The organism is Rhizobium sp. BK049 (assembly GCF_014193135.1).
GTDB lineage: Bacteria > Pseudomonadota > Alphaproteobacteria > Rhizobiales > Rhizobiaceae > Rhizobium.
The window spans coordinates 14121-37531 of record NZ_JACHYV010000002.1; the positions used below are offsets into that span (position 1 = coordinate 14121).

At 61.5% G+C, this 23411-nt stretch carries 20 protein-coding genes; 15 read left to right on the plus strand and 5 right to left on the minus strand.

What is annotated here, in order from left to right; genetic code table 11:
* The first annotated feature begins 86 nt into the window (after positions 1-86).
* On the plus strand, positions 87-1109 hold the full coding sequence (locus FHT70_RS02060) for a LacI family DNA-binding transcriptional regulator (RefSeq protein WP_183698566.1): 1023 nt from the start codon (positions 87-89) through the stop codon (positions 1107-1109).
* Positions 1110-1173: 64 nt separating this feature from the next.
* The gene (locus tag FHT70_RS02065) at positions 1174-2391 is read left to right on the plus strand and encodes an adenylate/guanylate cyclase domain-containing protein (RefSeq protein ID WP_183698568.1); all 1218 of its coding nucleotides are present in this window, start codon (positions 1174-1176) and stop codon (positions 2389-2391) included.
* A 23-nt stretch (positions 2392-2414) separates the two neighbouring features.
* On the opposite strand, the gene FHT70_RS02070 is transcribed toward FHT70_RS02065, so the two are convergent.
* From FHT70_RS02070 to FHT70_RS02085, 4 genes are all read right to left on the minus strand, one after another.
* Complete coding sequence (locus FHT70_RS02070) at positions 2415-3194, minus strand: SDR family NAD(P)-dependent oxidoreductase (RefSeq protein WP_183698571.1); 780 nt, start codon at positions 3192-3194, stop codon at positions 2415-2417.
* A gap of 76 nt (positions 3195-3270) precedes the next feature.
* Complete coding sequence (locus tag FHT70_RS02075) at positions 3271-3666, minus strand: DoxX family protein (protein WP_085779568.1); 396 nt, start codon at positions 3664-3666, stop codon at positions 3271-3273.
* 97 nt (positions 3667-3763) lie between these two features.
* Positions 3764-4912 carry a galactonate dehydratase gene (dgoD, locus tag FHT70_RS02080; protein ID WP_183698573.1) on the minus strand — a complete coding sequence of 383 codons (1149 nt, stop codon included), beginning with the start codon at positions 4910-4912 and terminating at the stop codon, positions 3764-3766.
* A 64-nt stretch (positions 4913-4976) separates the two neighbouring features.
* The gene (locus FHT70_RS02085) at positions 4977-5738 is read right to left on the minus strand and encodes a FadR/GntR family transcriptional regulator (RefSeq protein ID WP_183698575.1); all 762 of its coding nucleotides are present in this window, start codon (positions 5736-5738) and stop codon (positions 4977-4979) included.
* 201 nt (positions 5739-5939) lie between these two features.
* Between FHT70_RS02085 and FHT70_RS02090 the strand changes: the two genes are divergently transcribed.
* The 10 genes from FHT70_RS02090 (at position 5940) to FHT70_RS02135 (ending at position 18969) form a co-directional block, all read left to right on the plus strand.
* Positions 5940-6923: an arabinose ABC transporter substrate-binding protein gene (locus tag FHT70_RS02090; RefSeq protein ID WP_183698577.1), complete on the plus strand. Its 984-nt coding sequence runs from the start codon at positions 5940-5942 to the stop codon at positions 6921-6923.
* Between the two features lie 68 nt (positions 6924-6991).
* Positions 6992-8497: an L-arabinose ABC transporter ATP-binding protein AraG gene (gene araG, locus FHT70_RS02095; protein WP_183698964.1), complete on the plus strand. Its 1506-nt coding sequence runs from the start codon at positions 6992-6994 to the stop codon at positions 8495-8497.
* Between the two features lie 17 nt (positions 8498-8514).
* Entirely contained in the window at positions 8515-9465 is a 951-nt protein-coding gene (gene araH, locus FHT70_RS02100; protein ID WP_183698579.1) for an L-arabinose ABC transporter permease AraH, read from the plus strand.
* On the plus strand, positions 9462-10352 hold the full coding sequence (locus tag FHT70_RS02105; RefSeq protein WP_183698581.1) for an aldose 1-epimerase: 891 nt from the start codon (positions 9462-9464) through the stop codon (positions 10350-10352). Before araH ends, FHT70_RS02105 begins: the two co-directional genes overlap by 4 nt.
* Positions 10353-11132: an SDR family oxidoreductase gene (locus tag FHT70_RS02110; protein WP_183698583.1), complete on the plus strand. Its 780-nt coding sequence runs from the start codon at positions 10353-10355 to the stop codon at positions 11130-11132.
* 147 nt (positions 11133-11279) lie between these two features.
* Complete coding sequence (locus FHT70_RS02115; protein ID WP_085779561.1) at positions 11280-11711, plus strand: OsmC family protein; 432 nt, start codon at positions 11280-11282, stop codon at positions 11709-11711.
* A gap of 199 nt (positions 11712-11910) precedes the next feature.
* Positions 11911-12519 carry a TetR family transcriptional regulator gene (locus tag FHT70_RS02120; protein ID WP_097597161.1) on the plus strand — a complete coding sequence of 203 codons (609 nt, stop codon included), beginning with the start codon at positions 11911-11913 and terminating at the stop codon, positions 12517-12519.
* Positions 12520-12568: 49 nt separating this feature from the next.
* The gene (locus FHT70_RS02125; protein WP_097597162.1) at positions 12569-13708 is read left to right on the plus strand and encodes an efflux RND transporter periplasmic adaptor subunit; all 1140 of its coding nucleotides are present in this window, start codon (positions 12569-12571) and stop codon (positions 13706-13708) included.
* 26 nt (positions 13709-13734) lie between these two features.
* Positions 13735-16878 (plus strand): efflux RND transporter permease subunit, encoded by a 3144-nt coding sequence (locus tag FHT70_RS02130; RefSeq protein ID WP_097597163.1) that lies wholly within the window; start codon positions 13735-13737, stop codon positions 16876-16878.
* Between the two features lie 180 nt (positions 16879-17058).
* Positions 17059-18969: a family 20 glycosylhydrolase gene (locus tag FHT70_RS02135; RefSeq protein WP_183698585.1), complete on the plus strand. Its 1911-nt coding sequence runs from the start codon at positions 17059-17061 to the stop codon at positions 18967-18969.
* Here the strand turns inward: FHT70_RS02135 and FHT70_RS02140 are convergent.
* Complete coding sequence (locus tag FHT70_RS02140; RefSeq protein ID WP_183698586.1) at positions 18966-19883, minus strand: ROK family protein; 918 nt, start codon at positions 19881-19883, stop codon at positions 18966-18968. The two genes, FHT70_RS02135 and FHT70_RS02140, sit on opposite strands and share 4 nt — an antisense overlap.
* A 306-nt stretch (positions 19884-20189) precedes the next feature.
* On the opposite strand from FHT70_RS02140, the gene FHT70_RS02145 reads away from it, so the two are divergent.
* The 3 genes from FHT70_RS02145 to FHT70_RS02155 all read left to right on the plus strand — a co-directional run bounded on the left by FHT70_RS02145 (position 20190) and on the right by FHT70_RS02155 (position 23293).
* Positions 20190-20768 (plus strand): exopolysaccharide biosynthesis protein, encoded by a 579-nt coding sequence (locus FHT70_RS02145; RefSeq protein WP_176536217.1) that lies wholly within the window; start codon positions 20190-20192, stop codon positions 20766-20768.
* A 115-nt stretch (positions 20769-20883) separates the two neighbouring features.
* The gene (locus tag FHT70_RS02150) at positions 20884-21837 is read left to right on the plus strand and encodes a sugar-binding transcriptional regulator (protein ID WP_183698588.1); all 954 of its coding nucleotides are present in this window, start codon (positions 20884-20886) and stop codon (positions 21835-21837) included.
* A 145-nt stretch (positions 21838-21982) separates the two neighbouring features.
* A complete protein-coding gene (locus tag FHT70_RS02155) occupies positions 21983-23293 on the plus strand; it encodes a sugar ABC transporter substrate-binding protein (RefSeq protein ID WP_085779553.1) in 1311 nt (436 codons plus the stop codon).
* Positions 23294-23411 lie beyond the last annotated feature (118 nt).

Sequence of the window (23411 nt, forward strand, 5' to 3'; positions counted from 1 at the left end):
TCCTCCTCTTTCGATGAAGGCACTATACGCTGCGATGCCGGGTGATGTAGATCAGAAATCCATCAAAAAACCATCAAGCGGATTCCATGGCCCATCCCTTTCTCGTCAAGGACATCGCCTTCCAGGCGGGACTGAGCACCGCCACCGTCGACCAGGTGCTGAACGGCCGGCCGGGTGTGCGTCAGCAGACGGCAATGCGGGTGAGGGCGGCGATCGCCGAGCTGGAAAAACAGCAGGCCGGCGCGATGGGCAGTGGGCGAACGCTGGCGATCGATATCGTCATGGAGACGCCGCAGCGGTTCAGCGATGCAGTGCGCGCCGCTTTCGAGGCCGAGATGGCGGCCTTCCTGCCCGGCGTTTTCCGCTGCCGTTTCCATTTTGCCGAGATGATGAAGCCGGCCGAACTGGTGCAGATTCTCGATCGTATCCGGCTGCGCGGCACGCATGGCATCGTACTCAAGGCGCCTGACGTTGCCGAGGTGGCCGCGGCCGTCGCGCGGGCGGATGCGGCCGGCATTCCGGTGGTGACGCTGGTGACCGATCTGCCGAATTCGTCCCGCATCGCTTACGCCGGCGCCGACAACCGGGCTGCGGGAGAGACCGCCGCCTATCTGATCGGCGAATTCCTCGGAACTGCCGGAGGCAAGGTGCTGGTGACGCTGTCGAGCGGGCGGTTCCGCGGCGAGGAGGAGCGCGAAATCGGCTTTCGCCGCGTCATCCGCGCCCATTATCCCGCAATCGGCATTGCCGAAATCAGCGAAGGGCACGGCACCGATACCGCCACGGGAACGCTTGCGGCGGCAGCACTTGCGGCTGATCCAGCCATCAATGCCGTCTATTCGATCGGCGGCGGCAATCGCGCGGTGCTGGCGGCCTTCGATGCGGCAGAGCGTCACGTCCGCGTCTTCATCGCCCACGATCTCGATGCCGATAACCGCGCCCTGCTTGCCGCAGGCCGTATCGGCTTCGTGCTGCATCACGATCTCAGAACCGATGCCCGCTCGGCCTTCAGGGCAATCATGAGGCGGGCACAAGCGGGGCGGGCCGTTCCGGCTTCACTTTCTTCCGTCGAAATCGTCACGCCCTATAATATGCCTATGCCCGGTTGAGCCAATTGACTTCCTTCCACGCTGAGTTCGGGCTACAGCTTCGGAACGGACAAAGGTGAGCGGCATGGATTACAGCGACGTCAGCACGATTGCGGCCTGGGTTACGGAGCAGGGACTGAAGGGCGCTTCGGAAGCGGAGCTCATGACCGGCTTCTGCGCGGCCTGCCGCGATGCCGGCCTGCCGCTCGACCGCGGCATGGCGCTAATGGACACGCTGCACCCCGTGCATGAGGGCAGGGCCTTCCGCTGGGACAGCGTGGAAGAGATCGAAACCGAATTCGAGTATGGCCCGACGGGCTCGGGCGAAGCGGCTGCGACCTGGCAGCGCTCGGCCTTCTATTATCTTTGGTCGGGCAACGAGCGGGAGGTCCGCCGACGCATCGGCTTCGGCGATCCGATCGATTTCACCATGCTCGACAAGATCGCCGAAGCTGGTAACACCGATTTTGTAGCAATGATGCATCGTTTCAGCGAAGCCGGCACGATCGGTGAGATGGATTGCTTCTTTTCGCATTTCGCAACCAAGCATCCCGAGGGTTTCTCGGAGCAGGATATCGCCATTCTGCGCAAGCTCGTGCCGGTTCTCGGACTGGCGATCAAGTGCATTGCGCTCGGGCGCATCGCCCGCACCATCGCGGAAGTCTATCTCGGCGAGGATGCGGCGCGGCAGGTGATGGAAGGCAAGATCAGCCGCGGTAAATCGGAGCGGATTTCGGCTGCGCTGTGGTTTTCCGATCTGTTGAACTACACCAAGATTTCGGATCGCGTGCCGCCGGAGGAAATCATACCGCTGCTCAACGATTACAGCGAGGTAGCGATCTCGGCGATCCATGAGGCGGGCGGCAATGTGCTGAAGCTGATCGGCGATGGTGTACTCGCCATCTTCAAAGGCGAAGTGCCGGCCGAGACCTGCCGGGCGGCGCTGAGGGCGGAATCGCTGCTGCGGGAAAAACTCACTGAGCTGAATGCCGCACGCGCCACCGACGGCCGGCCGACGACCGATGTCTATATCGGTCTGCATATCGGCGACGTCTTCTACGGCAATATCGGCAGCCAGGACCGGCTGGACTTCACCGTCATCGGTCCAGCCGTCAACGAGGTCAGCCGGATTGCCTCCATGTGCCGCTCGGTCGACCTTAACCTGCTGATCTCCTCCGATTTCGCCGCGGCCATACCGGCGGAAGAGCGTGCCGCGCTTGCCTGCGTCGGACGTTATGCGCTGCGCGGCGTGCAGCGTGCGCAGGAACTCTACACGCTCGACAGCGCCCGGCTAAACGACTGACATTTTCACGAAACCTTCGAGGCTTACCGCAACAGGCCCTGGCCGCCGTCGATCCAGATCGGCGTGCCGGTGATGTGCCGGGCGCGATCGGAGGCAAGGAAGAGGATGGTTTCGGCAACATCCTCGCTTTTGCCTGCCTTTCCGCCGGCAATCGGGATATCGCCCTGCGGCCAGATGACCGGCACCTCCGTCTCCTCGCGACGGCGGCTGTCGGTATTGGCGCTGATGTTGGTCTCGATCTCGCCAGGGCAGACGGCATTGACGCGGATGCCGTGCCGGCCGAGTTCCAGGGCGAGCTGCTGCACCATGGCGACCTGGCCGGCCTTGGTTGCCGTGTAGGCGGTGGCACCCGGCGTCGTAAAGGTGCGGGTGCCGTTGATCGAGGAGACGACGACGATCGAACCGCCACGGCGCTTCAGGTGCGGAACCGTCAGGTGCATGGTCAGGTAGGTGCCGCGCAGATTGACGGCGATGGTCTTGTCCCATTCATCCGGCTTCAGATCGTCGATGGGCGCCCAAACCCCATTGATGCCCGCATTGGCAATGACGATGTCGAGGCCGCCGAAGGTGTCGGTGAGCTTCTTCACCGCGGCTCTCATTTGCGCTTCGTCGCTGGTGTCGGCCGTCAAGGCGATCGACTGACCGCCGGCGGCTTTGATCTCGGCGCAGGTTTTTTCGACTTCGTCGGCGGTGCGGCTCAGTGCTGCAATTCTTGCTCCCTCGGCAGCAAGCCTTAACGCAGCCGCTTTGCCGATACCGGAACCGGCACCCGTCACCAGTGCGATCTTTCCCTCAAGCTCCATGGTCGGCCTCCTTTACCTTCTGCCGATAGGCAATGTTCGACGCGACCGTTGGTTCCCGGCAGCAGCGGACGCAGGGCTATCTCAGGAGCGCTTGCCGCAAGGCCCATTTTTCCGGCCCATGGACGGCGGCGAAGAGCAGGCCGGCGAGGAAGGTAAAGTGATCGACGAAGAAGCCGAATTCGGCCTGGTTCTGCTGCCAATGGGACGGTCCGTGGAAGGCGAAGGCAAGGAAGATCACGTAGATGCCTGCCAGCAGGCTCGCCTCGGTGAAAAAGGCACCTGATATGAAGGCAAGGGCCAAGGCGATCTCGAAGAAGGCAGCGACCCAGGTGAGGAAGGTCGCCATCGGAAAGCCGGCGGCAGCGATATAGCCCGCCGTGGCGCCGATATCAGCGAACTTGAAGCCTGCTGCCATGAAGAAAATGAAACTGAAGATGATGCGGGCGACGATGACTGCAATTGCTCTGGCCATTCCGAAATCTCCTCTTTGAGTTTCCATTATGACGGATGAGGCGCCCAATCTCCGACAGGGCGATTAAAAAAGGGCCGCTTGCGTGACCCTTCCACTCTCACCACTCGGCAAAGCTCCCGTCGGCGTGCCGCCAGATCGGGTTGCGCCAGCGATGGCCCTCCTTGGCGCGCTCGATGACATAGGCCTCGTCGACTTCGATGCCGAGGCCCGGCCCCTGCGGGATGGAAACGAACCCATCGGCATATTGGAACACCTCCTTGTTGGAGATGTAGTCGAGGATATCGTTGCCGGTATTGTAATGAATGCCGAGGCTCTGTTCCTGGATGAAGGCATTGTAGCTGACCGCATCGACTTGAAGACAGGCAGCGAGCGCGATCGGGCCAAGCGGGCAATGCGGCGCCAGCGCGACGTCATACGCTTCGGCCATCGCCGCGATCTTGCGGCATTCGGTGATGCCGCCGGCGTGGGAAAGATCCGGCTGGATAATGTCGACATAGCCGTCGGAAAGGACTTGCTTGAAATCCCAGCGCGAATAGAGCCGCTCACCAAGCGCGATCGGTGTCGAGGTATGATTGACGATATCGCGCAGCGCTTCCTTGTTTTCGGACAGCACCGGTTCCTCGATGAACATCAGCTTGTAGGGCTCGAGCTCCTTGGCGAGAATCTTTGCCATCGGTTTGTGGACGCGGCCGTGGAAATCGACGCCGATGCCGATATGCGGGCCGATCGCCTCGCGGATGGCGGCGATGGTCTCGACCGCCCTTTCCACTTTCTCGTTGGTATCGACGATCTGCATTTCCTCGCAGCCGTTGAGCTTGATCGCCTTGAAGCCCCTGGCGACCACGTCTTTGGCGTTGTTGGCAACGTCGGAAGGACGGTCGCCGCCGATCCAGGAGTAAACCTTGATGCGATCGCGCAGCTGGCCGCCGAGCAGCGAATGGATCGGCTGGCCGAGCGCCTTGCCCTTGATGTCCCAGAGCGCCTGGTCGATGCCTGAGATCGCGCTCATATGGGCCGCGCCGCCGCGATAGAAGCCGCCGCGATACATCACCGTCCAGTGGTCCTCGATCAGGAAGGGATTCTTGCCGATCAGATAATCTTCCAGTTCGTGGACGGCGGCCTCGACGGTCAGCGCGCGGCCCTCGACGACCGGTTCGCCCCAGCCGACGATGCCCTCATCGGTCTCGATCTTCAGAAACAGCCAGCGCGGCGGAACGATATAGGTGCTGAGTTTGGTGATCTTCATCTTAGGTCTCAATCTCTTCTCGGATTGGCGATGGGACAGCGTGTCCACGGCCTCTCGTAATCGATCATTTCGTCCTGCCGATCGCCTTCTCGGCGGCAGCAAGGTCGCGAACCGCAAGGTCGAGCATGCGATTTGCGCATTCCCTCGCGCCTGTTTTGTCGCGCATACGCAACGCCTCAACTAGCTCGCCGTGAACGAGCACCGCATCCTCGCGATTCTCGACGGCGATGTTGGAAGCGTGCAGCGCGTATTTCAGGGCGGCGTGGATGGCGCTCGACAGACGGCGGAACACCTGGTTGTGGCTGGCGGTGAGCAGCACCGTATGAAACATCACGTCGGCGTCGGTGAAGCTTTCCGGATCGCCTGCGCTGTCGCGCATCTGCCGCCAGGCCTTGTCGAGATCGGCGATCTCCTGGGCGCTGGCACGTTCGGCGGCATATTCGGCGGCGGCCGGTTCGATGGTGCGGCGCGCTTCGAGGATGCAGCCGAGCAGGTCGAAGTCCCTGATGTAAGGTCCCATCCAGTCGAGCACTTCGGCGTCCAGGATGTTCCATTCATCCCGGTCGCAAACGGTCGTCCCGACCCGCGGCTTGCCGCGGACGAGCCCCTTGGATTCAAGGACTTTCAACGATTCGCGGATCACGGTGCGGCTGACTCCATAGAGTTCGCAGAGGTCGTTCTCGCGGGGCAACGGCGAGCCCGAGGGATAGCGATCCGCGCAGATGTGCTGAGCGATCGCTGCCGTGACGTTGCGGCGTACGCGGGGCCGGCGTTCGTTGCCGGAGCTTTCCGTTCGGCCCTGTTCCTCGGTCGGTTCCAACTTCACCTCTCCGCGCTCTCTCCCGGGTTGCAACCGAACCTAACTATCCGAATTCGATCCAATTTGCGACGGCTCCATCCGAGTCCCTCACTACCCTATTATTCCAATCATCATACATTGGCAATTGACTGGTATGATGATTTAACATAATTCATTGGAGGCTGCCTGGGAGGCAGTTGCTCGATTTCAGAGTTTAGGGAGAGAGATATGCGCTTGTTCAAAGCAGCCATCCTGGCTGGCGCTTTCGCCATTCTGGCGGCCGGCTCGGCATTTTCCGCAGACGTCAAGATCGGTTTCATCGTCAAGCAGCCGGAAGAGCCGTGGTTTCAGGACGAATGGAAATTCGCCGACCAGGCGGCCAAGGAAAAAGGCTTCACCGTCGTCAAGATCGGCGCCGAAGACGGCGAGAAGGTTCAATCGGCGATCGATAACCTCGGCGCGCAGGGCGCTCAGGGCTTCATCATCTGCACGCCTGACGTGAAGCTCGGCCCCGGCATCGTCGCCAAGGCCGAAGCCAACCAGCTGAAACTGATGACGGTCGACGACCGTCTCGTCAGCGCCGACGGCAAGCCGCTGGAAGAGGTGCCGCATATGGGTATCTCGGCCACCAAGATCGGCGAAACCGTTGGCCAGGCGATCGTCGATGAAATCAAGAAGCGCGGCTGGGACATGAAGAATGTCGGCGCGATCCGGGTCTCGTACGATCAACTTCCGACCGCCGTCGACCGCGTCGAGGGTGCGATCTCGGTACTGAAATCCGCCGGTTTCCCGGCTGAGAACATCTATGATGCGCCGCAGGCGAAGACGGATACCGAGGCAGCGCTCAACGCCGCGACCACCGTTCTCAACAAGCATGCCGACGTCAAATATTGGGTCGCTTTCGGCCTCAACGACGAAGCCGTTCTCGGCGCCGTTCGCGCTTCGGAATCGGTTGGCATTCCGGCGACAAACGTTATTGGCGTCGGCATCGGCGGTGCAGAATCGGCGATCAACGAGTTCAAGAAGCCGGCAGCGACGGGCTTCTTCGGAACAGTTATCATCTCGCCGAAACGTCACGGCTATGAGACGGCGCTGAACATGTACGACTGGATCGCCAACGGTAAAGAGCCGGAAAAGCTGACGCTGACGTCAGGTTCGCTGGCGCTACGCGGCGATTACGAGAAGGTCCGCAAGGAACTCGGCATCGAGTGATCATCGCTCAAGATGAGACGTCTCCGGCGCGGCGTAAGCGTGCCGCCGGAACCTTCGGTGGGGTGATGATGGCTTTTCTCGAATTCAAACATATCTCCAAGGGCTATCCCGGCGTGCAGGCACTGTCGGACGTCTCGTTTGCCGTCGCGAAGGGCGCCGTCCACGGCCTGATGGGCGAGAACGGCGCGGGCAAATCGACGCTGATCCGCGTGCTGTCGGGCGATCAGGCCGCCGACACCGGCAATATTCTCATCGACGGCGAGGAACAGAAATATGCCTCGGTTCGCGACGCCTTCCACGCCGGCGTCATCGTCATCCATCAGGAACTGCAGCTCGTTCCGGAGCTGACGGTGGCTGAAAATCTCTGGCTCGGGCGTTTTCCCGCCAAGGGCGGGGTGATCCAGGCCAAAACCCTGATCGAGACGGTGCGGTCGAAGCTCGATGAAATCGGCATCGATGTCGATCCGGCGGCCAAGGTCGCTTCACTTTCGATCGGCGCGCGGCAGATGGTCGAGATCGCAAAGGCCGTCATGCTCGAGGCGCGGGTGATCGCGCTCGATGAGCCGACCTCCTCGCTCTCCTCGCGCGAAAGCGAAATCCTGTTTTCACTGATCGAAAGATTGAAAGCGAAGGGAGCGGTCATCCTCTATGTTTCGCACCGTCTCGACGAAATCTTCCGGCTTTGCGACAGCCTGACGGTGCTGCGCGACGGCAAGCTTGCTGCCCATCATCCTGAGATCGCCGCCACGACACGCCAACAGATCATCTCTGAGATGGTCGGCCGCGAGATCAGTGATATCTGGGGTTGGCGCGAGCGTCCGCTCGGCGACATTCGACTGGAGGTCACGGGCCTCTCGGGGGCCAAGCTTCGCCATCCCATCAGCTTTTCAGTTCGCCGAGGGGAGATCCTCGGCTTCTTCGGCCTGATCGGCGCCGGCCGCAGCGAGATGGCGCGGCTGCTCTACGGCGCCGATGCGAGGCATCAGGGCCAGGTGACGATCGATAGCGTCGCCGTTTCGCCGAACGATCCGAAAGCGGCGATCGACGCCGGCATGGTGCTTTGCCCGGAGGATCGTAAATCCGACGGCATCGTTCAGGGGCGGTCGATCGAGGAGAATATTGCGATCTCGTCGCGCCGGCATTTCTCTCCCTTCGGGGTTCTGAACCCGAAGAAGGAGGCGGCGCTGGCCGATCAGTTCATCGCCCGGCTGCGGGTGCGCACGCCATCGCGCAAGCAGGACATCATCAATCTTTCGGGCGGCAACCAGCAGAAGGTCATTCTGGGCAGGTGGCTTTCCGAACAGGGCATCAAGGTTCTGGTGATCGATGAGCCAACGCGCGGCATCGATGTCGGGGCGAAGTCGGAAATCTATGAAATCCTTTATGAGCTGGCGGCCGACGGCATGGCGATCGTGGTGATCTCAAGCGAGCTGCCCGAGGTCATGGGAATCTCCGATCGCATCATGGTGATGTGTCAGGGCAGGGTGGCGGCCAATGTCGCCCGCCCGGATTTCGACGAGCGCGGCATCCTGACGGCGGCACTCCCCGACAAGAATGCCGCAGGCATCATGTAAGACTGGGAACACGGACGATGACTTCGTTGAAAAAAATCCTTCTGGGGGAGCAGGGGCTGGTGGTGATTTTCGCCGCCGCCTTCGTGATCGTCTCGCTCTTCGTTCCGAACTTCCTGACCGAGCGAAACATGCTTGGGCTGCTGCAATCGGTCGTCACGATCGGCATCGTCGCATGCACGATGATGTTCTGCCTGGCTTCCCGGGACTTCGACCTTTCCGTCGGATCGATCGTCGCTTTCTCCGGCATGGCTGCGGTGATGGTCTCGAACGCGACAGGCTCCATTCCCGTCGGGTTGCTGGCAGCCCTGCTCTGCGGCGCCGTCGTTGGCCTGGTCAACGGTATCGTCATCGCCCGGTTCCGCATCAATGCGCTGATCACGACGCTTGCGACTATGCAGATCGTGCGCGGGCTGGCGCTGATCGCGTCGGATGGCCGCGCCGTCGGCATCAACGATCCCGCCTTCTATCAGCTTGCCCTGTCGCGTTTCCTCACCGTGCCGACTCCGATCTGGATCATGCTCATCCTTTTCTTCTTCTTCGGCTTCGTGCTCAACCGCACCGTTTTCGGTAAGAACACGCTGGCGATCGGCGGCAATCCCGAAGCTTCGCGGCTTGCCGGCGTCAACGTCGTCAATATGCGCATCTGGATCTTTGCGCTGCAGGGTCTTGTCTGCGGCATTGCTGGCATCCTGCTCGCCTCGCGCATCACTTCCGGCCAGCCGAATGCGGCGACGGGGCTCGAGCTCTCGGTGATCTCGGCCTGCGTCCTCGGCGGCGTTTCGCTTGCCGGCGGCCGGGCGGCAATGAGCGGCGTCATCGTCGGCGTGCTAATCATGGGCATTGCCGAAAACGTTATGAATCTGATGAATATCCAGGCATTCTATCAGTATGTCGTGCGCGGGCTGATCCTGCTGATCGCAGTGCTGCTCGACAATTTGAGATCTTCGGCTGCGGGACGACGCGGATGAGCAAAGGGCATGTCGGGGACGACATCGATCTGGGCCGCGGTGATCTCTCCGTCAGGATCAGCCGCCGGGGCGCGGCCCTCACCGCCGCAACATTCCGGGGCAAGCCTTTCCTCGTTTCGACAGGTGGCCAGGATGGGACCTTCGCGAGTTTTCCCATGGTTCCGTTCGGCAACCGCGTGGAAGGCAATGCCATGACCTTTGGCGGACGCAACTATGCCTTCCAGCGAAATTGCCACGATCCGCTCTACCTGCATGGCGATGGCTGGATCAGCCTATGGGAGCTGGAAGAATCCAGCTCCGAGCACGCGCAGCTCCGCTTTTGGCGCGATGCCGACAGGATCTCGCCCTATGCCTATCTCACCCGGCAAGAGATCCGCCTCAGCGGCAATCGGCTAGCGCTGACGCTCTCGGTGGAGAACAGGGGAGAGGCGGTCCTGCCCTTCGGGCTGGGGCAGCATCCCTTCTTCACACGGACGCCGGAAACACGATTGACGATCGCAGCCGACCGCTTCTGGAGCGAAGGGCCGGACCATCTCCCTGATGCACCTGGTCCGGTACCCGCTAAATTCGATTTCACTTCCGGTGCGCTGTTGCCGTGGCAGTGGATGAACAACGCCTTCGAAGGATGGAACGGACGGGCAGCCATCGCTTGGCCGGAACTTGGAATCCAGGCGACGCTGGAAGCCGATGATGCGCTCAATCGCTTCATGCTGTACATGCGGCTCGACCGGACAGATTTCTTCTGCCTGGAACCGATGAGCCACCTGCCGAATGGGCATCATCTGCCGGATTTCGGAGGGCTCAAACCTCTTGAGCCGGGCGAGGCTCTTTCAGGCAGGGTCACGATCGATCTGTCGGCGCTGCCGGTTCAGCCGGAGGGAAGATAGATGGGTGATCGCCTGCAGGGCAAAAATATTCTGATCACCGGCGCTGCGCAGGGTATCGGCCTTGCGATCGCCAAGGCTTTCATCAGGGAGAATGCCGCGGTCTATCTCGTCGATCGCGATGGAGCGCTGCTGGCGCATGCAGCGGGAGAACTCGCCAGCACGGGCGGCCGGGTTGGTTATCTGCCGGCCGACATTACTGATGCCGGAACAATCACCAAGGCGGTTGCTCAGGCAAATGACGAGATCGGGCCATTGAATGCGCTCGTCAACAATGCCGGGGTCAATGTCTTTGCCGAACCGCTCCACACGACCGACGAGGAGTGGAGCCGCTGCTTCGATATCAATCTCAAGGGAGCATGGAATTGCTGCAAGGCGGTGCTGCCCGGCTTCATCGAGCGCGGCGACGGCGTCATCCTCAACATCGCCTCCACGCACGCCTTCACGATCATTCCGCATACGTTTCCCTATCCGCTGGCAAAACATGCTCTGCTCGGCATGACGAAATCCCTCGCCCTGGAGTACGCGGCCCGCAGTATCCGGGTGAACGCGCTGGCGCCGGGCTATGTCTCGACACAGAAAGTCATCGACTACTGGAACAGCTTCCCCGATCCGGAGGCAGCGAAAGCCGAGACGATGAAGCTCCACCCCGGCGGGCGCATCGCAACGCCTGAGGAGATCGCCATGGCGGCGGTGTTCATGATCTCCGACGAATGCCCGTCCATGAACGCCACCTGCCTGACGATCGACGGCGGTCTCAGCGTGCAGCAGCATCCCGCCTGAAAGGCTTTCTATTTCGTCGATTTTTACGAGCCTGTCGTCTTCTCAGGACAGAGCGTTATATTGTCCCACCGGGAGGCTATCCAATCTCCCTCAGGCATGGAGCGGCGCCCTGCCGCTTCCTCAAAACCATCGAAACAGGAGGACGGCATGCAGATCAATCGCACGGCTTCGGCTCATTGGAGCGGCGGCCTCAAGGACGGCAAGGGCTTGATCTCGACCCAGAGTGGCGCCCTGACAGACTATCCCTACGGCTTTGCCAGCCGCTTCGAAGGCATTCCCGGCACCAACCCGGAAGAGCTGATCGGCGCTGCCCATGCCGGCTGCTTCACCATGGCGCTGTCGCTCATCCTCGGCGAAGCCGGCTTCACCGCCGAGCATATGGAAACCTCGGCCAAGGTGACGCTCGAAAGCGTCGAGGGTGGCTTCGCCGTCACTGCCATCCATCTCTCACTTTCCGGCCGCGTCCCCGGTGCAGATGAGGCGACCTTCACCGAACTGGCCAACAAGGCGAAAGCCGGCTGCCCGATTTCCAAGGCGCTCGCCGCCGTTCCGATCACGCTCGACGTCAAGCTCGCCTGATTTTTTTCTGCTATTGCCGCGAAGTGCCGCGCGTCTGATGTCGCGGCACTTTTCAATCGTGGCTCGCGCTCATCATCACCTCGTTTCGAAATTTATCACACCGCTCGCGTTACGCAGGCGGCATTGACAAGTGACGTTTGATATTTTACGACTGACGAAATTCGAAAATCGTCAGTCGTTACTTGAGGTCTCGAAGTTCATGAACGACATTGCGGAAAATACGCTCGACGTCACGCGGCAGGAGAATATCATGCGGATACTCGACGCGGCCGAGCGGCTGTTCCGTCACTACGGCTACAGTAAAACGACGGTGGCAGACATCGCCCGCGATCTCGGCATGTCGCCGGCCAATATTTATCGATTCTTCGCTTCGAAGGTGGAGATCCATCAGGCGCTCTGCGGACGCATGCTCGCCACTTGCTATCAGCTCGCTTACGACATCCGCCACCAGCCGCTCAGCGCCAGCGAACGGCTGCGCCTTTATGTCGAGACCCAGTATCAATGGACGATGGATACGATGCTCGACGAGATGAAGGTGCACGAGATGATCGTGGTCGCGATCGAGCGCGACTGGCATGTCATCGAGAAACATATCGATCGCGTCCATGATCTGATTGCTGAAATCATCGCCGAAGGCATCGCCTCCGGCGAGTTCGCCGAGCACGATCCGGTGGTCGCCTCGCGCTGCTTCGGCGCGGCGACGGTCAATCTCTGTCATCCCCAGATGGTGGCGCAATGTCTCGCGAAGACCAACCGCGCTGCCGTCGACGAACTGATCGATTACGCCATCAGGGCGCTCAAGAAATAATCGACGGCAGCCGTCGTCGGTCCCCCGAAACATTCCAGGAGTGCGGAAGATGTTTTCGCTCAACACCCTCAGCAACCGCATGCCGTCCGTCGCGAACCTCGCGCTCATCGGCGTCATCGGGATCGGCCTGTCCGCCTGCTCGGAAGAAAAAGCTGAGGTCAAGGAAGTTATTCGGCCGGTGAAGGTCGTGGAGATCGCCAAAGCCGACGATACCCGCAAGCTCGATTATTCGGGGTCTGTCAAGGCGCGCACGGAGATGAACCTCGGGTTTCGGGTGGCCGGCAAGATCACCGAGCGTCTCGTCGATATCGGCGACCGGGTGACGCCGGGTGACGTTCTCGCCCGCATCGATGCCACGGACTATCAGCTCGCGGTCAAGACGGCGGAGGCCAATCTCGCCGCGGCCGAAAGGGGCGTCGAAACCGCCGATCTCGCCAACAAGCGCGCCGAGCAGTTGTTCGACAAGAGCGTCGCCCCGAAGTCGCAGCTCGAACAGGCAGCACTCAGCCATGACCAGGCGATCTCGCAGCGCGACGCAGCGCTCTCGGCGCTGGATCAGGCGAAGAACCAGGTGAGCTATACCGAGCTCAAGGCCGGCCAGAATGGGATAGTGACATCGATCAATGCCGATATCGGCCAGGTCGTTGGCTCCGGCAGCCCCGTTTTGACCGTTGCCGTCGATGGTGAAAAGGAAGTGCAGATCGCGGTTCCGGAAAACGACATTGCCGAATTCAAGCCCGGCAAAACGGTCAAGGCCAGTTTCTGGGCTGATGCCAGGCTGGTGCTCGACGGCAAGGTGCGCGAGGTTTCCGGCAGCGCCGACCAGCAGTCGCGCACCTTTGCGGTTCGCGTGAGCCTGCCGAACGATCCGCGGGTGTTGCTAGGCATGACCGCGACCATCGAAGCCGATGTCAACAACGGCAACAGCTATGTCTCGATCCCGCTCACTGCGCTGGCCGAAAAGGACGGCCAGCAGATGGTCTGGACGGTCGACCGTGACACGGCGACGGTGCATGGCCGCATCATCGAAGTCGCCGATTTCACCGGCGACGGCGTGCATGTGACCCAAGGCCTCGATAGCGGCGATCTCGTCGTTGCCGCCGGCACCCAATTCATGAGCGAGAACCTGAAGGTGAAGGTGCCGAACCAGCAGTCGGCCCAGGCCGATACCGACCAGGCCGTTCGCTAATCGCGCTTCAACAGGGAACCAGGACCATGGACGCCACCGCGGAAAAACGGCCCTTCAATCTGTCGCGCTGGGCGATCGGACATCCGAGCATCGCCCGCTTCCTCTTCGGCCTGATCATCATCACCGGCGTGCTCGGCCTGATGCGCATGGGCCAGCGCGAGGATCCCGAATTTACTTTCCGCGTCATGGTCGTCCAGGCGATCTGGCCAGGCGCTTCCATTCAGGAAATGGAAGATCAGGTCGTCAACAAGATCGAGCGCAAGCTGCAGGAAACCCCGCATCTCGACTGGGTCAAGTCCTATACGCGGGCGGGCAGCGCCATCATCACGCTTCAGGTCAAGGGTGATACGAATTCGAAGGACGTGGCCGATGCCTTCTACCAGGTGCGCAAGAAGGTCGGTGATATCTCCAGCGAGCTGCCGCAAGGTCTGCTCGGCCCCTATTTCAACGATGAGTTCGGCGATACCTTCATCACCCTGCATTCGATCAGCGGCGAGGGTTATACCTATCCGGAACTGAAGAAGTTCGCGATCCAGGCGCGCGACATGCTGCTGACGACACCGGGCGTCGAGAAGGCGGTCATCATCGGCGACCAGCCTGAGAAGATTTATATCGACGTCTCTTCCAAGGCGCTCGCCGAGCGCGGCCTGACGATCCTCGACCTGCAGAACGCCATCAAGGGTCAGAACAATGTCGATCCGGCGGGCTCGGTCGATACCGGCCTGCGTTCGGTACGCATCTCTGTCGAAGGCGACGTGAAGAAGGCGGCCGATATCCGTGAGCTCAGCCTTCGCGCAGGCGCCCAGGTGACACGCCTCGGCGATATCGCCACCGTCAGTTCCGGGCTCGAAGATCCCTACCAGCGCAAGTACCGGTTCAACGGCCATGACAGCGTCCAGGTCGGCGTCGTCATGGCCAAGGGCTTCAACGTCACCGATGTCGGCAAGGATGTGGAGGCGACCTATCAGCGCTTCGAGGAATCGCTGCCTTACGGCGTCGCCGTCGATCAGATCGCCAACCAGCCCGACGTGGTAACGGATGCGATCGGCGAATTCATGCATGCACTCGGCGAAGCCCTCATCATCGTGCTCGTCGTCTCGTTCCTGTCGATTGGCTGGCGCTCGGGCCTCGTCATCGCCATCGCCATTCCGCTGGTGCTCGCCGCCACTTTCGCGCTGATGTACGAACTCGGCATCGACCTGCAGCGCATCTCGCTCGGCGCCCTGATCATCGCGCTCGGCCTGCTGGTCGACGATGCGATGATCGTCGTCGAGATGATGGAGCGGAAGCTGGAGGAGGGACTGGTCAAGATCGAGGCGGCAAGCTTTGCCTATTCCTCAACCGCCTTCCCGATGCTGACGGGGACGCTGATCACCACGGCCGGCTTCATTCCCGTTGGTTTCGCCGCATCGACGGCCGGCGAATATGTCCGCTCGCTGTTCTACGTCGTCGGCATCGCGCTTGTTACCTCGTGGTTCGTCGCGGTCTATTTTACGCCGTGGCTCGGTTACATGATCCTCAAGCAGCGCCATCACGCCGGCGAGCATCATGATGCCTTCGACACCCCCTTTTATCGCCGGCTGCGCGGCACCGTCGGCTGGGCGGTTCGCCATCGGGTGATCGTGCTGCTGTTGACGCTCGGAACCTTCGTCACCAGCCTCTGGGCCTTCCAGTTCATTCCGCAGAATTTCTTCCCGCAATCCTCGCGGCCGGAAATCCTGGTCGATCTCTGGCTGCCCGAAGGCACCAGCATTCGGGAAGTCGAAGTGCAGGCGAAGGCGCTCGAAGCGAAGATGATGGATGATCCCGACAAGCGGTTCATCGCCACCTATATCGGCGAAGGCGCACCGCGTTTCTTCCTGCCGCTCGACCAGCAGCTGCGCAACCCGAACTTCGCCCAGCTGCTGGTTATGGCGAAGGACGAACCGGCGCGCGAACGGCTGATCGTCAAGCTGCGCACCATTCTTGCCGAAGACTTCCCATCGATCCGCGGCAAGGTCGACCGCCTCTTCCTCGGCCCGCCCACAGGCTGGCCGGTGCAGATGCGCATCATGGGGCCTGACCGTCAGGAGGTGCGAGCGATCGCCGATCAGGTGAAGGCGCGCTTTACGGCCAACCCGATGCTCGGCGCCATCCATGACGACTGGCTGGAGCCGGTGCCGGCGATGAAGCTGGTGATCGACCAGGACCGCGCCCGGGCGCTTGGCGTGACCTCGCAGCGCGTGCGCCAGATGCTGCAGACCGCCATGTCCGGGGCTCCGCTCGACGATTTCCGCGACGGCGAGGAGACGGTCTCGATCGTTGCCCGCGAGCCGGATGCCAGCCGCTCGCTGCTGTCGGCGGTCAATTCCGTCTACGTGCCAACGGATTTCGGCGACTTCGTTCCGGTCTCGCAGGTCGCCAAGGTCGTGCCCGTCATGGAGCAGGGCATCGAATGGCGGCGCGACCGGCTGCCGACGATCACGGTGCGCGCGACGCTGCCGGACGGCGTGCAGCCGAATGACGTGGTCATGAAGATGTATGCCGACATGAAGGACCTGCGCGACAGCCTGCCGGCCGGCTACAACGTCGAGATCCAGGGCGGTGCCGAGGATGCGGCGGAAAGCCAGATGTCGATTGCCGCCAAGGCGCCGATCATGCTCGCCGTCATCATCGTGCTGCTGATGGTGCAGCTGCAGCATTTCGGCAAGGCGATGCTGGTGCTTGCCACCGGCCCGCTCGGCATCATCGGGGCGGCCGCCGCCTTGCTGATCAGCGGCGCGCCCTTCGGCTTTGTGGCGATTCTCGGTGTCATCGCGCTGCTCGGCATTATCATGCGCAATTCGATCATTCTGGTCGATCAGATCGATCAGGACATCAAGGCTGGTATGCACCGGCAGGAGGCGATCGTCGGTGCGGCCGTGCGGCGTTTCCGGCCGATCATGCTGACGGCGCTGACCGCCGTGCTGGCGTTGATCCCGATCTCGCGCGGCGTCTTCTGGGGTCCGCTCGCCTTCGCCATGATGGGCGGCATCTTGGTTGCGACAGTGCTCACCATTCTGGTTCTGCCCGCCGGTTACGCCCTTTTCTTCGGCCGGGAGCCGAAGGCAAAGGACGAGCCAGGCCGGGATGCCGACGCCATCCAGGAAGAGGCGGATGACAGACATCCGCCGGCGTTGGCAGCCGAGTGAGGACGGCGCGGCGAAAGCCGCGCCGTTTTCCTTGCAGGCCGCAATCTCACGATTCGCATCACTGCCCGCTTCGTCTCGACTCGCGCCGATTCCATTGCCACCTCGAAAAAGCTAAGCTTTTGAAAGCTGCCGGGGCACAAGCCGTCATCCCGGCCGTCCATTGACAGGGGAAGCGCGACCATGGCCGATTATCGTCTGGAAACAAGCTGGCATCCGGTCGAAGGCAGTTTCGGGCGCTTGATCTTCACGCTCTTCAATCTTTCAGCCGAGCCGCTTTCCAGTTTCTCGCTCGCCTATACGTCGGAGACACGGGTTGCCGAAAAACACGTCTGCGATGGCGGCAGCCTGAAGCGACAAGTCGCGCATCTCCATGAATTCCGGCCGCCCGACGGGCTGAGTGTGCCGCCGGGCGGCCACTGGCGGTTCACTGTCGAGGGACTGACCCGAGAGCCGAAACATGTGACATCGGGGGTCAAATCGGCCTATCTGACACTTGGCGACGGGCGCCACATTGCTGTCGCCTTCGGCGATCTGATTCTCGAAGACCGCGATGGCGGAATTGCGCCGCCGCTTCTGCCGCCGGGCCGGGTAGAGGAGCCTTATTCGCTGCTGCCCTGGCCGCTGGCGCTCGCGTTGAAGGCGGGAGAACTGCCGCTCGTCCTTTATCCGGCCGAGAGGACACGGCCCGAGGCGGTCAAGGCGTTGTCTCTGGTTCTTTCGCTTTACCAGCGGCTTTATCCGGCCGAAAATGTGCCATTCTCGCTCTGCGCCGTAAAGGGCGGGCGGGCTATTCGTTTCGTTACCGAATCATCGATCGCTGCGTTCGCCTATGAAATACGATTTACCGCGCATGAGGTCGTGCTCTCCAGCGCGGATGCGGCGGGTCGGCACTATGGCCTGATCAGTCTGGCGCAAATCATGCACGGCGCGCGTGCCAATCGGGAGAGCTTCAGATTTCCGAATTTCGGCACGATCGCCGACCAGCCTCGTTATGACTGGCGCGGCTGCCATCTCGATGTGGCCAGACAGTTCTATCCGGTGGCTGACGTCATGCGGCTGATCGATATCCTCGCCTGGAACAAGCTCAACATCTTCCATTGGCACCTGACAGACGACGAAACCTGGCGGCTGGAGATCAAGGCCTATCCCCAGCTTACGGAGATCGGCGCGCTGCGCGGGCCGGACGAGGTGCTTGTGCCGCAGCTTGGTGACGGGGCGGAACCGCGCTCCGGCCATTACACGCAGGAGGATGTCAGGCGGATCGTCGCGCATGCTGCGTCGCTTCATATAGAAGTAGTGCCGGAAATCGATGTTCCCGGCCATAGCACCGCGACGCTGTTGTCACTGCCCGAACTCGTCGACGGGCAGGAGGCGCCGGACAGCTATCGCGCCGTGCAGGGTTATCCCAATAATGCCCTCAACCCGGCGGTCGAATTCACCTATGAGTTTCTCGGGAAGGTGTTCGACGAGATGGTCACGCTGTTCCCCGGTGAATATATCCATATCGGCGGCGACGAGGTCGCAAGCGGCGCCTGGCTTTCCTCGCCGCTTTGCAACGCGCTGATGGAACGGGAGAAAATTGCCGGCACAGCGGAGCTGCAATCCTTTTTGCTGAAACGGATCAAGGCCATGTTGTCGGAGCGCGGCAGAAAGCTCGCCGGCTGGAACGAAGTCTCGCATGGCGGCGGCGTCGATCGCGACGGCACTTTGCTGATGGCCTGGGAAAAGCCCGCTGTCGGCATCGAGCTTGCGCAGCAAGGTTACGATGTGGTGATGACGCCGGGCCAAGCCTATTATCTCGACATGGCGCAAGCGGAAGCCTGGTGTGAGCCCGGCGCGAGCTGGGCTGGCCATGCGCCGCCGGAGCACACCTATGCTTACGAGGCCGAGGGCGAGTTGCCGGATGCGCTGCGGGAGAAGCTGCGCGGCGTCCAGGCTTGCATCTGGACTGAAAACTTCCTCTCTCGCGCCTATTTCAACCGGCTGGTCTTCCCGCGCCTTCCGGCCGTCGCCGAAGCCGGGTGGACGCCATTGGAACGCAAAGACTGGGACCGGTTCGCAGCGATCGTGCGGATGTGGCCGGTGCTTTAAGACGTGATTGCTTCCGCCTTAAGCCCCAACAGCGCTGCGCCGATCAGGCCGGGTTCGATGCGGCATTCACTCGGCACCACCAGCGGACGGTCGAATTTGCGCAGGATGCGGGTACGCACGGCCTTGTCTAGCTCGGCAAGCAAGGGCTCGACATTGGAAAGTCCGCCGCCGACCGGAACGATGGTGGCGCCGGTGATGTTGATCGTCAGGGCGAGCGGTGATGCAACCAGATCGATATAGACGTCGATGGTGCGTGTCGCCTTCTCCTCCCCTCGTCGCCACTGACCGATGATCTCTTCGCTTGAGAGTTTGAGATCATGCAGCGTCTTATGCAGGCGCTCCAGCCCGCGGGCGCCGCCGACAGTGTCGACACAGCCCTTCTGGCCGCAGCCACAGGAATAGGCGGGAATGGCGACGGGCGGATTGCCGGCCGCCGAGGCGATGATCGGGCCATGACCCCATTCACCGGCAAAGCCTCCGGCCTCATTGACGAGGCGCCCGTCGGCGACCAGACCGCCGCCGACGCCGGTGCCGAGGATGGCACCGAAGACGATGCGGTGGCCGCGGCCGGCGCCGAGACCGGCTTCAGCCATGGCGAAACAGTCGGCGTCATTGGCGATCAGCACCGGCAAGCCGAGTTCGGCTTCGAGATCGGCCGCGAGCGTGCGGCCGTGGATGCAGGGAATGTTGGCGCAGGTCAGCCGCTGGGTATCGGGATCGACGACGCCAGCGATCGAGAGGGCAATACGGCTCGGGCGTTCGCCGGTTTCGGCGATGATATCGCACAGGGTCTCGACAAAAGCGCCAAAATCATCCTTCGGCGTCGGACGGCGGCCAAGGGGAACGATGTCTGTCTCGGAGCGGGCGATGCCGCCCTTGATGGCGGAACCGCCGATGTCGAATGAAATGATCATTGCCTGCCTGCCGTTTCTCTAGCCTTCAGCGTCTGCTCGCACTGTTGGCAGGGAATTACAAGCCTTGATGCATCTGCCTGCCACGCGCTTGCGGCGCAAAAAAGCGGCGGTCGAATGTAAATGGCCGCCGACAGGTCTTCTCATTGATTTCCTGTCCCTTAAGTCATTCAATTGGCATATTGCGCGGCCAAGATCGGGCTTGGCATTCCATCATCTAACGGTATCATGACCTTCGAAAACGCCGATCCCCACAGACGCCGAAGACCACGTCCGCCCCGCCCAAAAGGCCGCCGCCTCTCAGCTGTCCTGCGGCAGTTGGCAGGCGATCAAAGCCGGGAGTGGATTTCGATCGGCGATCTGTTCGAGACGATGGGTGACAGGGCGATCAGTGCTCTGATGTTGATCTTCGCGCTGCCGAACGCTTTTCCCACCCCGCCCGGCACATCGGCCGTGCTTGGCGCGCCGCTGGTTTTTCTGGCGGCCCAATTGACCTTCGGGCTAAAACCCTGGCTGCCGAAGGCGATCGCAAACCGCTCGATGCGGCGGGAGGATTTCGAGACTATCGTCGGCCGCATCCATCGCTGGCTCGCCTGGGCGGAGCGCATGCTGAAGCCGCGACTTGCCATCTTCGCCGAACCGCCGGCGGAATATTTCGCCGGCCTCGCCTGTCTGCTGCTTTCGATCGTGCTGGTTCTGCCGGTGCCGCTCGGCAATATCCTGCCGGCAATCACCATTTCGGTGTTCGCGTTCGGCATTATGGGCCGTGACGGGCTTTTCGCGCTCATTGGCTTTATCATGACGACCGTGTCGCTCGTCATTGCCGGCAGCGTGATTTACGGTCTCGCGAAGGCGTCGATTTATTTCGTCATGCAATGGTTCGCCTGAGCGGTTGCGTCAACAGGCTCGACATTTTCGGGAATTTTGTTTTGAACTGGCGTGGATAGAGACTCACATCATGCCGGCGGCGGCAAGCCGGCTCATTTTGCGCGGTAGGCAGTAGATGGCAAAAAGATCCGAGACCCCTGCACGGCTCGACGATGCAGCCCGTGCCGGTTGGCTTTATTATGTCGCCGGACGCACGCAGGATGAAATCGCCGCCACGATGGGCATTTCACGGCAATCGGCGCAGCGGCTGGTGTCGCTTGCTGTCGCCGAGCGTCTGATCAAAGTGCGGCTCGACCATCCGATCGCCGCCTGCCTCGAGCTTGCCAACCAGCTGCGGCGAAAATTCGGGCTGAAACATGTGGAAGTGGTGCCGAGCGATGCGGGTTCCTCGTCGACCACCATCGGCATCGCCGAGGCGGGTGCGGCCGAGATCGAGCGCTGGCTGAAGCGGCCGGAACCGATCGTGCTGGCGGTTGGCACCGGCCGCACGCTGAAGGCGGCGGTCGACCAGCTTCCGGCGATCGAATGTCCCAATCACCGGATCGTCTCGCTGACCGGCAATATCGCGCCGGACGGTTCGGCCGCCTATTACAACGTCATCTTCAGCATGGCGGACGCAGTCAAGGCGCGGCACTATCCGATGCCGCTGCCGGTGCTCGTCACCTCGGCCGAAGAACGGGAGCTGCTACATGGGCAGCAACTGGTGCGCTCGACGCTCGACATGAGCGCGCAGGCAGACGTCACCTTCGTCGGCATCGGCGAGCTCGGCATCGACGGGCCGCTCTGCGTCGATGGCTTTCTTGAAAAGGACGAGATGATGGAACTGATGCGTGGAGGCGCCGTCGGTGAAATCTGCGGCTGGATCTTCGATGTCGACGGCAAACTGCTCGACAACCCGATCAACGAGCGTGTCGCCTCGGCGCCGATCCCGTCCCGCGAGGCTTCGATGGTCATCGGGCTCGCCAAAGGCAAGCGAAAATATAAGGCTATCAGAGCCGCCGTAGTCGGCCATCAAATCAATGCTCTGATCACCGATGAAGAGACCGCTGAGTTTTTGCTCAATAGCTGAGCAAAAAATATAGCAATTAAATCAAGGACAAGACCACTGCCTTCGGCATCGCAGCAACGATTGTCGATTGACTTTTTTAACGCAGTGATGAGTAATTGCTCATGAGCAAAGCGAATGCTCACATCTCGTCTTCTGGGAGGAAGATATGACATTGAGAACTTTCCTGCTGGGCGCCTGCTCAGCATTGGCGTTTGCCGGCATGGCTTCAGCCGAGACGCTGACAATTGCGACCGTCAACAACGGCGACATGATCCGGATGCAGAAGCTGACGGACGACTTCAAGGCAAAGAATCCCGGCATAGACCTTGAATGGGTCACCCTCGAAGAAAACGTGCTGCGCCAGAAGGTCACGACCGACATCGCGACCAAGGGCGGCCAGTACGACGTTCTGACGATCGGCACCTATGAAGTTCCGATCTGGGCGAAGCAGGGCTGGCTGCTGCCGCTCGACAATCTCGGCGACGCCTATGACGTCAACGACCTGCTGCCGGCCATCCGCAGCGGCATCAGCATGGACGGCAAACTCTATGCCGCGCCGTTCTATGGCGAAAGCTCCATGGTCATGTACCGCAAAGACCTTTTCGACGCCGCTGGCCTGAAGATGCCCGACGCGCCGACCTGGGACTTCATCGCGGACGCCGCGAAGAAGGTCACCAACAAGGACAAGGAAATCTACGGCATCTGCCTGCGCGGCAAAGCTGGCTGGGGCGAAAACATGGCCTTCCTGACGGCTATGTCGAACTCCTTCGGTGCGCGCTGGTTCGATGAGAAGTGGAAGCCGCAGTTCGATCAGCCCGAGTGGAAGGACACGCTGACCTTCTACGTCAACCTGATGAAGGAAGCCGGCCCTCCGGGCGCCTCCTCCAACGGCTTCAATGAAAACCTGGCGCTCTTCCAGACCGGCAAGTGCGGCATGTGGATCGACGCGACGGTTGCCGCTTCCTTCGTCTCCGATCCGAAGCAGTCGCAGGTCGCCGACAAGGTCGGCTTCGCGCTCGCTCCGGACAAGGGCCTCGGCAAGCGCGGCAACTGGCTCTGGGCCTGGAACCTCGCCATTCCGGCAGGCTCGCAGAAGGTCGAGGCCGCCGAGAAGTTTGTCGCCTGGGCAACGAGCAAGGAGTACACCAACCTGGTTGCCGAGAAGGAAGGCTGGCTGAACGCACCTCCCGGCACCCGCACCTCGCTTTATGCGAATGCGGAGTATCAGAAGGCTGCTCCCTTCGCCAAGATGACCCTCGATTCGATCAACTCGGCCGACCCGACCAAGCCGACCGTCAAGCCGGTCCCTTATGTCGGCGTCCAGTTCGTGGCGATCCCGGAATTCCAGGGCATCGGCACGGCGGTGGGCCAGCAGTTCTCGGCAGCCCTTGCCGGCCAGATTTCGGTCGATCAGGCTTTGAAGAGCGCACAGCAGCTGGCGACCCGCGAAATGACCAAAGCCGGCTACATCAAATAACCTCCTGAGAAGAGGCGGATCCTTGACAATCCGCCCCTCTGGGCCGCCGATTGCCCAAACCGCATCGGCGGCCTCTTTTCCAGATCAAGCTGCATTGCGGCCGCTCCCCGCTTCACTT